The sequence below is a fragment of the Variovorax paradoxus genome, from assembly GCF_009498455.1.
Lineage (GTDB): Bacteria > Pseudomonadota > Gammaproteobacteria > Burkholderiales > Burkholderiaceae_C > Variovorax > Variovorax paradoxus_H.
Window position 1 is genome coordinate 2,195,220 of the sequence record NZ_CP045644.1, and the last position, 13,545, is coordinate 2,208,764.

Annotated in this window: 8 protein-coding genes; 5 read left to right on the top strand and 3 right to left on the bottom strand. The window is 69.0% G+C overall.

The window, feature by feature from the left end:
• Nucleotides 1-16: 16 nt before the first annotated feature.
• Together GFK26_RS10090 and GFK26_RS10095 are read left to right on the top strand one after the other, a co-directional pair.
• On the top strand, nucleotides 17-652 hold the full coding sequence (locus GFK26_RS10090) for a TetR/AcrR family transcriptional regulator (RefSeq protein ID WP_101493805.1): 636 nt from the start codon (nucleotides 17-19) through the stop codon (nucleotides 650-652).
• An 84-nt stretch (nucleotides 653-736) separates the two neighbouring features.
• Nucleotides 737-1,510, top strand: coding sequence for an esterase/lipase family protein (locus tag GFK26_RS10095; protein WP_153281852.1), 774 nt, complete (start codon nucleotides 737-739; stop codon nucleotides 1,508-1,510).
• A gap of 75 nt (nucleotides 1,511-1,585) precedes the next feature.
• On the opposite strand, the gene GFK26_RS10100 is transcribed toward GFK26_RS10095, so the two are convergent.
• The 3 genes from GFK26_RS10100 to GFK26_RS10110 form a co-directional block, all read right to left on the bottom strand.
• Entirely contained in the window at nucleotides 1,586-4,804 is a 3,219-nt protein-coding gene (locus tag GFK26_RS10100; RefSeq protein WP_153281853.1) for a bifunctional cytochrome P450/NADPH--P450 reductase, read from the bottom strand.
• A gap of 293 nt (nucleotides 4,805-5,097) precedes the next feature.
• Nucleotides 5,098-6,363, bottom strand: a complete 1,266-nt coding sequence (locus GFK26_RS10105) for a branched-chain amino acid ABC transporter substrate-binding protein (protein ID WP_153281854.1) — start codon at nucleotides 6,361-6,363, stop codon at nucleotides 5,098-5,100.
• A gap of 37 nt (nucleotides 6,364-6,400) precedes the next feature.
• The gene (locus GFK26_RS10110; RefSeq protein WP_153281855.1) at nucleotides 6,401-7,081 is read right to left on the bottom strand and encodes a TetR/AcrR family transcriptional regulator; all 681 of its coding nucleotides are present in this window, start codon (nucleotides 7,079-7,081) and stop codon (nucleotides 6,401-6,403) included.
• Nucleotides 7,082-7,166: 85 nt separating this feature from the next.
• Here GFK26_RS10110 and GFK26_RS10115 point away from each other — a divergent pair, with 85 nt between their 5' ends.
• From GFK26_RS10115 to GFK26_RS10125, 3 genes are all read left to right on the top strand, one after another.
• The gene (locus GFK26_RS10115; RefSeq protein ID WP_228121957.1) at nucleotides 7,167-8,810 is read left to right on the top strand and encodes an AMP-binding protein; all 1,644 of its coding nucleotides are present in this window, start codon (nucleotides 7,167-7,169) and stop codon (nucleotides 8,808-8,810) included.
• Nucleotides 8,811-8,826: 16 nt separating this feature from the next.
• The gene (locus GFK26_RS10120) at nucleotides 8,827-12,123 is read left to right on the top strand and encodes a carboxyl transferase domain-containing protein (RefSeq protein WP_153281856.1); all 3,297 of its coding nucleotides are present in this window, start codon (nucleotides 8,827-8,829) and stop codon (nucleotides 12,121-12,123) included.
• Nucleotides 12,124-12,189: 66 nt separating this feature from the next.
• A complete protein-coding gene (locus GFK26_RS10125) occupies nucleotides 12,190-13,515 on the top strand; it encodes a GDSL-type esterase/lipase family protein (protein ID WP_228121958.1) in 1,326 nt (441 codons plus the stop codon).
• Nucleotides 13,516-13,545: the final 30 nt, after the last annotated feature.

Here is a 13,545-nt window from a genome sequence, read left to right on the forward strand (position 1 = left end):
ACGCAACACGCCGCTTGTGGCCAGCTCCAACACCACGCGCGATCGCATCCTGCAGACCAGCCTTGCGCTGTTCAACGCACAAGGCCTTCCGGCCGTGTCCACGCACAAGATCGCGGCCGAGCTCGGCATGAGCCCGGGCAACCTGCACTACCACTTCAAGGCCAAGCAGCTGATCGTCGAATGGCTGTTCCGGCGCTTCGAGCAGCGGCTCGAAGTGCTCAACGGGTCGTCGGCGTCTATTGCCGCCATCGACGACCTGTGGCTCGCATTGCACCTGCGCTTCGAGGCCATCGACGAATACCGCTTCATCTACCGCGACATGGCCTTCCTGGCCAGCGAGTACCCGGCCCTGGGACAGCGCGCCCAGGCCATGACCGCGCAGAACCTGCTCGCCGCCCAGACGCTGTGCGAAGGGCTGGTGGCGTCGGGCGTGATCGAGACCAGCGCCGAGCAGGCGCGCATCCTCGCGCTGCAGATGGTCTTCACCACCACCTGCTGGCTCTCGTTCGAGCGGCTGGTGCCGGGACGCGACGCACTGGCGCAGGCCGACCCCGGTTTGGCGGCTTTCTACACACTCACGCTGGTTTCTCCGTATGTTTCCAGCGAATCGAGGGCTTATCTTGATTACCTGAGGGGCAAATACCTCGGATAAATGAAGTCGTCGTCCGACGGGGAATGCAACTTCGCAGCCCCATCGTCGTCCTACAGAAGAAAGAACAGAAAGGAAGCCGCCCTCATGTCCACCGCCACCCACGAACCCATCGCACCGCCGTCGCGCCTGCTCTTGCTGGCCGAAGCGCGCGCCCTCTGGGAAACCGGCGCCGGCCTCGCCATGTGGCCCTTGCTGCAGCTCGCGCCACGCGGCGACGGGCACCCCGTGATCGTGCTGCCGGGCCTGGTGGCCAGCGACATGTCCACGCTGCTGCTGCGCCGCTACCTGTGCAGCCGCGGCTACGACGCGCACGGCTGGGGCCAGGGCCGCAACCTGGGCCCGCGCGCCGGCGTCGAAGACGGCATGGTCGACCTGCTCAAGACCCTGGCCGACAAGAGCGGCCAGAAGGTCAGCGTGATCGGCTGGAGCCTGGGCGGCGTCTACGCGCGGCTGCTGGCCTCGGCGCAGAAGGACCTCATCCGCAACGTGATCACGCTCGGCAGCCCGTTCTCGGGCAGCCCGCGCGCCACCAACGCCTGGCGCGTGTACGAAGGCGTGAGCGGCCAGAGCTCGCACGACCCGCGCCGCATGAAGTTCGTCGAACCCACGCCGCCCGTGCCCACGACCTCGATCTTCAGCCGCACCGACGGCGTCGTCGCATGGCGCTGCAGCCTCGAGAAGACCGGCCCGCAGTCCGAGAACATCGAAGTGATGGCCAGCCACCTGGGGCTCGGCGCACACCCGGCCGTGCTCTACGCGGTGGCCGACCGGCTGGCGCAGCCCGAGGGCGCGTGGAAGCCGTTCAACCGCGGCATGCTCGGGCCGCTGGTGTACCCGGACCCGGACCGCGACGCCTGACCCGAGGCGAACACTCCCCCCATAAAAAGACCGGCAACTGCCGGTCTTCTTCTTTGGGGCTCCAGAGTTGGTTCTTCAGGCCCCGGCCCACACGTCGAGCACATAGCGCTGCTCGGCAATCATCCGGTCCATCCACGCCGCGCTGTCCTGCCCGTGCTCGCGCGCAAGGTCGCTGAGCGTGCGACGCACGTCGGGCTCCATGCGCGAGCCGTCGCCGCACACATACACCACGGCGCCGGCTTCGAGCAGCTTCCACACGGCCGCGCCCTGTTCGCGGATCAGGTCCTGCACGTAGACCTTGCGTTCGCTGGCGCGCGAGAAGGCCGTGTGCAGCTTCATGAGGCCGCGGTGCGACCAGGCCTGCAGCTCCTCGGCATAGATGAAGTCCTGCTCGGGGTGGCGGCAGCCGAAGAACAGCATCGCCTCGCCCAGCGCCTCGCCGCGTTCGACCTGCGCTGCGCGCTCCTGCAGGAAGCCGCGGAACGGCGCGAGGCCGGTGCCCGGGCCGACCATGACGAGCGGGCGCATCGCGTCGTCCGGCAGCCGGAAGCCTTCGGCCGTGGTCTCGCGGATCACGCCGTGCACCGTGTCGCCGGCCTCGGCGCGCGCCAGGAAGTTGGAGCACACGCCCTCGAAGGTGCCGTTGCCCGACATCGCGGGTGCGCTCACCACGCCCACCGTCACGCTGCAGCGCCCCGGCGTCATCGTCGGCGACGAGGAGATCGAGTAGTAGCGCGGCGACAGCGGCGACAGCATTTCCAGGAACACCGCGAACGGCACCTGGCAGGCGCGGTGTTCTTCGAGCAGCTCCAGCAGCGACTTGCGCTTGTGCAGCACCTCGGCCTTGTAGGCAGCCTGCGAGGCCTCGTCGCTGCCCGAGAGCGCGACAAGCTTCGGCTTGGTGAACGGGCACTCGGTGTACGCCGCCAGCGTGGCGATCTGCTTGCGCGTGGCCACGTCTTGCAGCTCGACGTAGTCGCCCAGCAGGCGATCGACCGCGATGACCTGATCGACCGGCAGCGCCGCCTTGCGGCCCGGCACGGCCTGCAGCCGCACGTGCGCCGAGCGGTCGAAGCCGAAGCGCGCCATCGCGCGTTCGACCTGCGCCGGGCTGTTGCGCGGCACCACGCTCAGGTGGTCGCCGGGCACGTAGTTCACGCCCTCGGGCAGTGTCAGCTCGACGTGACGCGTGGAGCGCCCGGCCTCGCCGTGGGCGCCGGCGCTTTGCAGCTCGCGGTTCTCGATCACGCGCAGCGCCACGGCGCCGAGCGCATCGACCAGCGCGTTCTTCTGCGGCGGCGGCAGCTCTTCGAGCGTGTACAGCGGCTCGGCCTCGGCCGGCGTGTCGGCGCCGTTCTTGATGTCGAAGGCCTTCACCAGTGCGGGCCACAGCGCGTCGCTCCAGTCCTGGAAGGCGCCGTCCATGTCCTCGCGCGCATCGCCTTCGCCGCGTGCGTGCACGCGGTCGGCGCCCAAGGCTTCGAGCCGTTCGTCGATGCGGCGCGGCACGGCCTGGTAGGTCGCGGCCCAGTCGGTGTTGCCGCAGCCGAACACGCTGAAGCGCACGCCGTTGAGCGCGTCGTCGGCCTTGTCGAGCCAGCGATGGAACTCCGCCGCGTTGTCGGGTGCCACGCCGTTGTACGAGGCGCAGACGATCGCCACCGCGCCGCTGGCCGGCAACCGCTCGGCATAGTCGTCGAGCGAGGCGAGCTGGGTCGAGAAGCCGCGCAGTTCGCCGGCCTCGGCCAGCTGCCGTGCCAGGTCTTCGGCCGTGCCGAGGTTGGAGCCCTGCAGCACCAGCAGCGAGGTGCCGTGGCGTGCCGCCTGCGGCTTGCGCGCAACCGGCTTGACCGGCGCATCGGGCGCGGCGGTCGTCTCGCCGTTGCCGCGCGGTCGCGAGGCCGGGTCGCGCAGCAGCGCCTTGATCTTGAAGTTCTCGGGCTTGATCGTCAGCGCTTCCTTGATCTTGAGCTTGTAGCCCGTGTGATCGACCAGGGTGAAGCGCTGCAGGATCATGCCCAGCGTGAGCACCGCCTCCTGCAGGGCGAACTGCCGCCCGATGCAGGCGCGCTGCCCGTTGCCGAAGGGCTTGAAGGCGTTCACGGGCCGCTCGCGCTCGGCCTCGCGGCTGAAGTGGTCGGGGTTGAACTGGTCGGCGTTCTCGCCCCAGATGCCCTTGTCACGGTGCAGCGCCAGCGCATGCATGATGACCATGTTGTTCTTCTTGATCGTGTACTGGCCGCCGATCGTCGTGTCTTCCTTGGCGCGCATCGAGATCGCGGGCGCGGTCGGGTACAGGCGAAGCGATTCCTTCAGCACCTGCATCACGTACTGCAGCCGGTTGACCTGCGCGTAGGTGGGCTTTTGCGTGGTGTCGCCGCCGAACACGCTGTCGACCTCGGCCTGCGCCTTGGCCATCGCCTCGGGGTTGTTCAGCAGGAAGTAGATGGCGAACGACAGCAGGCCGCTGGTGGTCTCGTGCCCCGCGATGAGGAACTCGATGCACTCGTCGCGGATCATCTTGTCGGTGAGTTTTTCGCCGCTCTTCTTGTCCACGCCCGCGATCATGTAGCTCAGCAGGTCGGGCTTGGTGGCAATGTCGGCGCCACTCGCACGACGCTCCTCGATGATGTCTTCCACCATCTTGTGCATGTAGCGGATGTCCTTGCGCTGCTGCGCCAGCTCCTTCTTGAGCATCAGCTCCTCGAGCGGCAGGCCGCGCCGGTTCTGCACCGTCTCCAGCGTGCGCACCATCGCATCGACAAAGGGATGAAAGCCCTCGCGGTAGAACGAGTTGAAGCGGTAGCCGAAACCGCACAGGCCGATGGTGTCCAGCGTGAGCGCGGTCATGTCGCGCACCACGTCCACCTCTTCATCGAAATTGAGGCGCTCCCACTTGGTGACCAGCTGCCCCGCGATGTCCAGCATCATCGGGTGGTAGGCCTGCATCGCGCGCTGGCTGAAGTTGGCCAGGAGGATGTTGTGCGGCTTCGACCAGGTCTCTTCGTGCGTGTCGGAGGTGAACAGGCCGTGCGACGCGGCCCGCAGCCGGCGCAGCGCACCGCGTGTGCTCTTGTCGAAGCGCGGCTCTTCGCAGAGCTCGTCGACCAGCGCGGGCGACGACACCACGATCACCGGCATGCCCGGCATGTCGAGCCAGTAGATGCCGCCGAGGTCTTGCGCGATCTTCCACATGTCGAGCACCGGCGAGTCGGAGCCGATGGACAGCAGATTGCCGACGAAGGGTTTCTTCGCCGGGTGGGGAATCGGATGGAGCGAGTTCTTTCCTGCCATGTGTGCCTTCTTGTGCCTACGGTATGGACCCGCTTCGGATGTCCGGGATGCGAATCCGGAGTATCCCGACGGCACAGGGGGCGGGCAGGACGGGGTTTCCCTTAGGAGGCCTGCAGGGCGTTCACACAGGCAGCGTGATCGCCATTCACAGTGGGGTCACAAGCCGGCAGCGTGCCCCGTGCCTAGGGCACCGGGTGCTTCCCGCAGCGAAATCAAGGAGGAGGGCGAAGCCCGGGGGACATTCGCGGAGGGAAGTACCCGGTGGCCTGGGCACGTCCCCCGAAAGCACTCAATCAGGGCCGGACCATCTTGCAGTCGGTCCCTTGCGCCAGCTCGTTCCCGGTATAGACCGCATCGGTGCGGAAGCCGTAGTTGGTGCCTTCCCAGCCCGTCTTCACCGCCTTGCCGTCCACCGGCGCGATGGTGTTCACCACTTGCGGCAGCAGCAGCTGGTGGTCTTCGCCGCGCATGCGCACCGGGCCCACCACCGAGTCGAAGCTCAGGTCTTCGAGTGCGCGCGCCACCTTCACCGTGTCGACGCTGCCGGCCTTGGCGATGGCGGCGGCCAGCAGGCGCGGGGTCAGGTCGATGCGCGGCGCGAGGAAGTCCTTGCCGGTCTTGGCCTTGTAGGCCTTGGCGAGCGCGTCGACCTTCGGCGTGTCGGCTTGGCCCGGGTGCCATTCGGCCACCCACGTGAGCTGCCCGGTCTTGGCCTGCGACACGGCAGTGACCGTGCCGGGCACCGAGCCCGCGCTGTGGTTGAAGTAGCGCAGGTTGTAGCCCGCGTCGCCCGCGGCCTTCTGCAGCAGCGTCATGTCCTGGCCCCAGTTGCCGGTGATGACCGAGTCGGCGCCGCTTTGCTTGATGTTCGCGATGTAGGGCGCGAAATCTTTCACGCGGCCGATCGGGTGCAGCGTCTCGCCGACGAACTGGACGTCGGGGCGCGCCAGGCCCACCAGCTGGCGGCCGTAGCTGGCCCACTGCTTGCCGTGGGCGTAGTCCTGGTTGAGCAGGTAGACCTTCTTCACGTCCGGCGTCTTCTTGATGTAGTTGGCCAGCGCCTTCATCTTCATCGCCGTGTTGGCCTCGGTCTGGAAGTGCCAGAAGCTGCAGCCCTTGCCGGTCATCTCGGGGTCGATCGACGAGTGGTTCAGCACGATCAGTTCCTTGCCCGGGTTGCGCTGGTTCCAGCGCGCCACGGCCAGCACCAGCGCCGTCACCACCGACGAGCCCGAGCCCCCCGTGACGATCGCTTTCGCGCCCTGGTCGATGGCCGCCTGCAGCGCGCTCTGGCTTTCCTGCGCCGAGAGCTTGCTGTCGAACTGCAGCAGCTGCAGCTTCATGCCGCCGAGCACGCCGCCCTTGGCGTTGATGTCCTCGATGGCGTACTGCGTGTGCATCAGCATCAGCTCGCCCACGTTGGCAAACGGCCCCGACAGCGGATCGATGTAGGCGATCTTGTAGGTCGGCTGCGGGGCCTGCGCCTGCGCCGCGGTGCCGGCAATGGCAAACAAAGAGGCAAGGGCGATCCGCGCCAAGGGCGCATGCGTGAGCTTCATGAGGTGTCTCCGGAGGGTGTGTGAAAGACGGACGGGATCAGTGCTTCGCGCGCAGCCCGATCACGCGGCTGGCCAGCTTCGTGAGCTGCGCCACCACCTCGTCGGGCGAGAGGCGCCCGCCCGGGCGGTACCAGCTGTAGAGAAAGCCCGGCAGGCTGCAGGCCGCGAGCGCGGTGATCTTGGTCTCGTCGAAGTCGAGGTCGCCGTCGCGCCGGGCTTCTTCGAGCAGCGGGCACAGCAGGTCGTAGAAGTGGTGCGCGAGCTTCTTCTGCGCTTCGAGGTATTCGGGCCGGTACACCTGCGGCTCGCGGTACGCGAAGAAGGCCACCGGGTGGTGCGCGATGGTGGCGCGGATCAGCCCTTCGATGCCTTGCATGACCTTCTCGCTCGCGCGGCGCGGGTCGGTGGCGGCGAAGTCGAGCGCGGTGAAACAGTCGACCGCGGGGCGCCACGACAGCGTCTCGAAGATCTCCTGCTTGTCGCGGAAGTAGTAGTACACGAAGGGCTTGGTCACGCCCAGCTCGCGCACGATCTGCGCCATGGTCGTGTTGGCGTAGCCCTGCGTGGCAAAGAGCTGCGCCGCCGCCTGCAGGATGCGCTCGCGCTGCAGGTCGGTGCCCTGCGTGGCCGCGCGCTGGCGGCCCGTGCCCTGCGGCAGGTGCGGCTGCGCCGTGTGCGTGGCAGAGGGTTTGTTCGGTGTCGCGGAAGTTATACCCATGGGTAGGATTGTTCGTGCACGATGCCGCATTGGCAAGCGCCGGCCCTGTGCAGGCGGCTATCGATAACCCTGAGAAAGTGACGCCATGGAGACAACGCCCGCCACCCCCGCACGTCTGAAGGAGCTGCCGCCGCGCGTGCAGCAGCCCCTGCACGCCTATCTGCGCGACCATGCGCGCACACGCGGCGACGCCACCGCCTGCCTCTGGTACGGCCAGGCCCTGAGCTGGGCCGAGCTCGACCGCGCGAGCGACGCCTTTGCCGCGCGCCTGCAGGCCCTGGGTGTGGCCAAGGGCGAACCCGTGGTGCTGTTCCTCAACAACTGCCCGCAGTACCTGGTGGCGCACTTCGGCATCCAGAAGATCGGCGCCATCGTCTGCCCGAGCGGGCCGCTCAACAAGGAGCACGAGCTGGCCTACCAGGTCAACGACCTGAAGGCGCGCGTGATCGTCGCGGCCGCGCCGCTCCTGCCGGTGGTGCGCAAGGTGCAGGCCCAGAGCGCGCTCGCGCATGTGTTCGTCGTGCACTACGCCGACCTGCTGCCCGCCGAGCCCACGCTCGACCTGCCGGCCGAACTCGCCGCCGAGCGCACGGCCGAACGCAGCGTGCCCGACGGCTGCGAAGACTTTCTCGCCGTGATGAAGTCCGATGCCAAGCCGCAGCCCGTCGCCATCGACATGGACGACATCGCGCTCATGACCTACACCTCAGGCACCACCGGCCTGCCCAAGGGCGCGATGCTCAGCTACGGCAACGCGCTCTACAAGACGCGCGCCGCCGCCGACTGCAACGGCGTGGGGCCGGACGACGTACTGCTGTCCATCGCGCCGCTGTATCACATCGCCGGCATGCTCATGGGCGTCAACGTGCCCGTGCTCAGCGGCGCCGCCTCGGTGCTGCTGCACCGCTTCGACCCGCGCTCCGTGCTGCAGGCCATTGCCACCTACAAGGTGAGCTGGTGGTACAGCATCGCGCCGATGAACGTCGCCTGCATGCAGGTGCCCGACATCGCGAGCTTCGACCTGTCGAGCCTGAAGATGAATCCGGTGACCAGCTTCGGCATCGCCTTCACCGAGCCGCTCGCGGCGCAGTGGCGTTCGCACGCAAAGAACTGCAGCTCGTTCGAGGCCGCTTACGGCCTGAGCGAAACCCACACCTGCGACACCTACACGCCGCACGAAGCGCCGCGCTGGGGCACGCAGGGCGTGCCGGTGCCGGGCGTGACCATCCGCATCATCGACACCGAGACCCAGGCCGACATGCCCACGGGCGAGGTCGGCGAGATCGTGCTCACCAGCGCCGGCTCGTTCAAGGGCTACTGGAACAAGCCCGAGGCCACGGCCGCCACCTTGCGCAACGGCTGGGTGCACACGGGCGACATGGGCAAGCTCGACGCCGACGGCTACCTCACCTTCATCGGCCGCTTCAAGGAAATGATCAAGGTCTCAGGCTACAGCGTGTTCCCCGAAGAGGTCGAGACCATCCTCATCAAGCACCCGGCGGTGGCGCAGGCGGCGGTCATTGCGCAGCCAGACCCCGAGAAGGGCGAGGTCGTGAAGGCCTTCATCGTGCGCAAGCCCGGCGCTGCGCTCGAGGCCGATGCACTCGTGGCCTGGGCGCGCGAGAACATGGCGAGCTACAAGGCGCCGCGCGCCGTGAGCTTCATCGACGCACTGCCGACCACCGGCGCGGGCAAGGTGCTGCGCCGCCTGCTCAAAGACAAGACCTGAAAGAAAGGCTGACTGCGTGTTTTCCAAAGTTCTGATTGCCAACCGCGGCGAGATCGCCGTGCGCCTGGTGCGCGCGCTGCGCGACCTGGGCATCGCCAGCGTGGCAGTGCATGCACGCGACGACGCCACCGCGCTCCACGTGCAACTGGCCGATGTGGCCGTGGCGCTCGATGCGACCGGCCCCTCGGCCTACCTCGACGTGGCCGCGTTGATCGCCGTGGCGAAGGCACAAGGCTGCGATGCGGTGCATCCCGGCTACGGCTTCCTCAGCGAGCGCGCCGACTTCGCACAGGCCTGCGCCGATGCGGGCCTGGTCTTCATCGGCCCCACGCCCGAACAGTTGGGCCTGTTCGGCGACAAGGCCCGTGCGCGCGAACTCGCCGCGCAATGCGACGTGCCCGTGATGCCCGGCAGCGCCGGCGCGGTGACGCTCGCGCAGGCGCAGGCCTTCTTCGCCGAGCAGCACGCGCAGGGCGCGGGCGTGATGGTCAAGGCCATCGGCGGCGGCGGCGGGCGCGGCATGCGTGCCGTGCTCACGGCCGACGAACTGCCCGAGGCGCATGCGCGCTGCATGTCCGAAGCCAAGGCGGCGTTCGGCATCGAGGGTGTGTACGTCGAGCGCCTGATGCGCAACGCGCGGCACATCGAGGTGCAGGTGCTCGGCGACGGCAGCGCCGTGGCCAGCCTCGGCGAGCGCGAGTGCACGCTGCAGCGTCGCTTCCAGAAGCTGGTGGAGATCGCGCCGAGCCCGTCGCTGCCCGAGACGCTGCGCGCGCAGGTCACGCAGGCGGCGTTGCGCATGGCCAAGGCCGTGGGGTATCGCGGGCTCGGCACGTTTGAATTCCTGGTCGATGCCGCATCGACCACTCTGCCTTTCGTCTTCATCGAAGCGAACCCGCGCCTGCAGGTCGAGCACACGGTGACCGAAGCGGTGACGGGGCTGGACCTCGTGCAGCTGCAGATCGCCGTCGCCTCGGGCGACACCTTGAGCGCGCTCGGCGTGGAAGCCGATCGCACGGCGCCGCAGCGCGGCTTCGCGGTGCAGTGGCGCATCAACGCCGAGACGCTCGATGCGCAAGGCAACGCGCGCCCCGCGGGCGGCACGCTCGCGCGCTTCGACCTGCCGGCCGGCCCCGGCGTGCGTGTCGACACGCACGGCTATGCGGGCCTCGCGCCCTCACCGCACTACGACACGCTGCTGGCCAAGCTCATCGTGCATTCGCCGTCGCCGCGTTTCGCGGACGCGCTGCGCCGCTCGCTGCGCGCGCTCGACGAATGCCACATCGACGGCATCGCCACCAACCTGCCGCTGCTGTGCGCCATTGCCGCGCGGCCCGAGTTCGCCACGCAGGCCGTGCACACGCGTTTCGTGGAAGCGCACCTGGGCGATCTGCTCGCGGACGCGAAGGCGTTTGAAAAGCACACGAAGAAGGTGACGGCTCCAGCCGTCGCGAGCGCTCTGGTGCAGGAAGAGGGCGAAGACGACGGCCTCACCGTCAAGGCACCGATGCCCGCGAAGCTGGTGCAGTTCGAAGTCGCCGTGGGCGACGTGCTGCCCGCCGGCGCACAGCTCGGCGTGCTCGAAGCCATGAAGATGGAGCACCTGCTGCACGCGCCCGCGGCCGGCCGCGTGCTGGCGCTGCTGGCCGCACCCGGCGACTACCTCGTCGAAGGCCAGTCGCTGGTGCGCCTGGAGGCCGTCGATGCGCAGGGTGTCGAGGCGCAGGCGCGCATCGCGCACGACCTCGACGCGATCCGTCCCGACCTGCAGAAGGTCATCGACCGCCATGCGCCCACGCTCGATGCCAACCGCAAGGCGGCGGTCGACAAGCGCCATGCGCAGGGCGGTCGGACCGCGCGCGAGAACATCGCCGACCTGTGCGACACGGCCGAAGACCCCGGCAGCTTCATCGAGTACGGCGCGCTCGCCATCGCCGCGCAGACGCGCCGCCGCTCGCTCGAAGACCTCATCGCCAACACGCCGGCCGACGGCATGGTGACGGGGCTGGGCAGCATCAACGCGAAGCAGTTCGGCCCGGAGAAGTCGCGCTGCGCCGTGCTCGCCTACGACTACACGGTTCTGGCCGGCACGCAGGGCATGCGCAACCACCACAAGACCGACCGGCTGCTCGCGGTGGCGCACCAGCTCAGGCTGCCGGTGGTGCTGTTCGCCGAAGGCGGGGGCGGGCGGCCAGGCGACACCGACATGCCGATCGTCGCGGGCCTGAACAACCACACCTTCAGCCAGTTCGCGGCGCTGTCGGGCAAGGTGCCGGTCGTCGGCATCGTGCACGGCCGCTGCTTCGCGGGCAACGCGGCGCTGCTGGGCTGCGCCGACGTGATCATCGCCACCAAGGGCAGCAACATCGGCATGAGCGGCCCCGCGATGATCGAAGGCGGCGGCCTGGGCACCTTCGCGCCCGAGCAGATCGGGCCGAGCAGCGTGCAGTCGCGCAACGGCGTGATCGACATCCTGGTGGAAGACGAAGCCGCTGCGGTCGCTGCGGCCAAGCAGTACCTGTCGTACTTCCAGGGCCCGGTGAGCGACTGGCAGTGCGCCGACCCGCGCACGCTGCGCCACGTGGTGCCCGAGAACCGGCTGCGCGTGTACGACGTGCGCGCCGCGATGCGCGGCGTGGCCGACACCGGCTCGCTGCTCGAGCTGCGCGCAGGTTTCGGCGCGGGCATCGTCACGGCGCTGGCGCGCATCGAGGGCAAGCCGGTCGGCCTCATGGCGAACAACCCGCACCACCTGGGCGGCGCGATCGACGTGGAGGCGGCCGACAAATCCGCGCGCTTCATGCAACTGTGCAACGCCCACGGGTTACCGATCGTGTCGTTGTGCGACACGCCCGGCTTCATGGTCGGGCCCGAAATCGAGGCGCAGGCGCAGGTGCGCCACGTGTGCCGCATGTTCATGGTGGCCTCGCATTTGCGCGTGCCCTTCTTCGCGGTGGTGCTGCGCAAGGGCTACGGCCTGGGCGCGCAGGCCATGACCGCCGGCGGCTTCGATGCGCCCGTGTTCACCGTGGCCTGGCCCACCGGCGAGTTCGGCGCGATGGGCCTCGAAGGCGCGGTGCGACTGGGTTTTCGCAAGGAGCTCGCGGCCGTGCCCGAGGGCGCGGAGCGCGACGCGCTGTTCAAGCAATTGGTGGCGCAGCAGTACGCCAACGGCGAGGCGATCCACATGGCGCAGACGCTGGAGATCGATGCCGTGATCGATCCGGCCGACACGCGCAGCTGGCTGGTGCGCGGGCTGGCCTCGGCGACGCGGCCGGCGGAGGCGGCCTCGGCGTACGTCGACACTTGGTAACTTCAGGCTAGACCTCGTCACCTGCGCGGGCAAGGCGGCTCCGTACACTGGGCCGCTTTTGCACGCATGAATCTTCTCGCCCGTTGGCGCGCCCGTCTGCGCGACGCCTCCAATTCCCCCGCACACTGGATGGTCGTTCTCGGCCTTGTGGTGCTGCTCGCGGGTGTGCAGGCGGTCGGGGCCGACCAGCCCGTGCGCCAGCCGGCCGACGCGCGCTGGGTCGCGAGCTGGGCCGTGGCGCCGCTGGACTTCCGCGAACTGGCCGCGAACCCGCGCACCGCGTCCATGGGCGGACCGGGCGCCCATGTGTTCCAGGGCCAGACCTTGCGCCAGTTGCTGCAACCCACGCTCGATGGCGAGCGTGTGCGCGTGCGCGTGTCCAACCGCTTCGGCAAGGAGCCGCTGCGCATCGCTGCCGCCACGGTGGCGCTGGGCACCGGCGCGACCGCGGTCTCGCCCGCCTCGTTGCGCACCTTGCGTTTCGGCGGGCGTGCCACCGTCACCGTGGCACCGGGGGCCGAGGTCTGGAGCGACGGCGTGGCGCTGGCGGTCGAGGCCGGGCAGTCGGTGGCGGTCAGCCTCTTCTTCGACCGTGCGACGCCGTTCGCCACGGCCTATCTGCTGTCTGCGGACACGGGTTGGGTAGCGGCCGGCAACGCCGTCACGGCGCCCAAGCTGCCGAAGGCCACGCCGCTGCCGATGAACCACATCGTGACCGGCCTCGACGTGCTCACGACGAAGCCGATGCGCACCGTGGTCGCGTTCGGCGATTCGATCACGGCGGGGGGCGGCGAGTCGGGCGCCGGCGCCTACCCGGACATGCTAGCGACGCGGCTGCGCGACAGTCCGCAGGCCGCGCAGGCGGTGTCGGTGATCAACATGGGCATCGGCGGCAACCGGCTGCTGGTGGACGGCATCGGCCCCAACGGCCTGTCGCGCTTCGCACGCGATGCGCTGGGCCAGAGCAGCGTGACGCACGTCATCGTGCTGCTCGGCACCAACGACATCGGCCGCAGCGTGTTCGCGATGCTGCCTGCCGCCGGCGTGGCACCGCACGAAGTGCCCACCGCCGAGCGCATCACCGAGGGCCTCGGGCAGCTCGTGAAGCAGGCGCGCGCCAAGGGCGTGAAGGTGCTGCTGGGCACCGTGCCGCCCTTCGGCAACACGCCCTACGCCACCGAGGCCAACGAGGCCATGCGCGAGGCCGTGAACCGCTGGGTGCGCAGCCGCCAGGACGTGGACGGCGTGATCGACTTCGATGCCGTGCTGCGCGACCCCGCCGCGCCGCGTCAGCTGAATCCCACATTCGACAGCGGCGATCACCTGCACCCCAACCGCGCCGGCCACGCGGCCATGGCCGCGGCCATCGACCTGCGCGAACTGCAGGAATAAAGCACGCGCGCGGGCGCGAAACAGCTCTAC

Coding starts and splice junctions, on each gene's coding strand:
- GFK26_RS10115 (WP_228121957.1), top strand. CDS start 7,167: ATGGAGACAACGCCCGCCACCCCCGCACGTCTGAAGGAGCTGCCGCCG.
- GFK26_RS10110 (WP_153281855.1), bottom strand. CDS start 7,081: ATGGGTATAACTTCCGCGACACCGAACAAACCCTCTGCCACGCACACG.
- GFK26_RS10105 (WP_153281854.1), bottom strand. CDS start 6,363: ATGAAGCTCACGCATGCGCCCTTGGCGCGGATCGCCCTTGCCTCTTTG.
- GFK26_RS10100 (WP_153281853.1), bottom strand. CDS start 4,804: ATGGCAGGAAAGAACTCGCTCCATCCGATTCCCCACCCGGCGAAGAAA.
- GFK26_RS10125 (WP_228121958.1), top strand. CDS start 12,190: ATGAATCTTCTCGCCCGTTGGCGCGCCCGTCTGCGCGACGCCTCCAAT.
- GFK26_RS10095 (WP_153281852.1), top strand. CDS start 737: ATGTCCACCGCCACCCACGAACCCATCGCACCGCCGTCGCGCCTGCTC.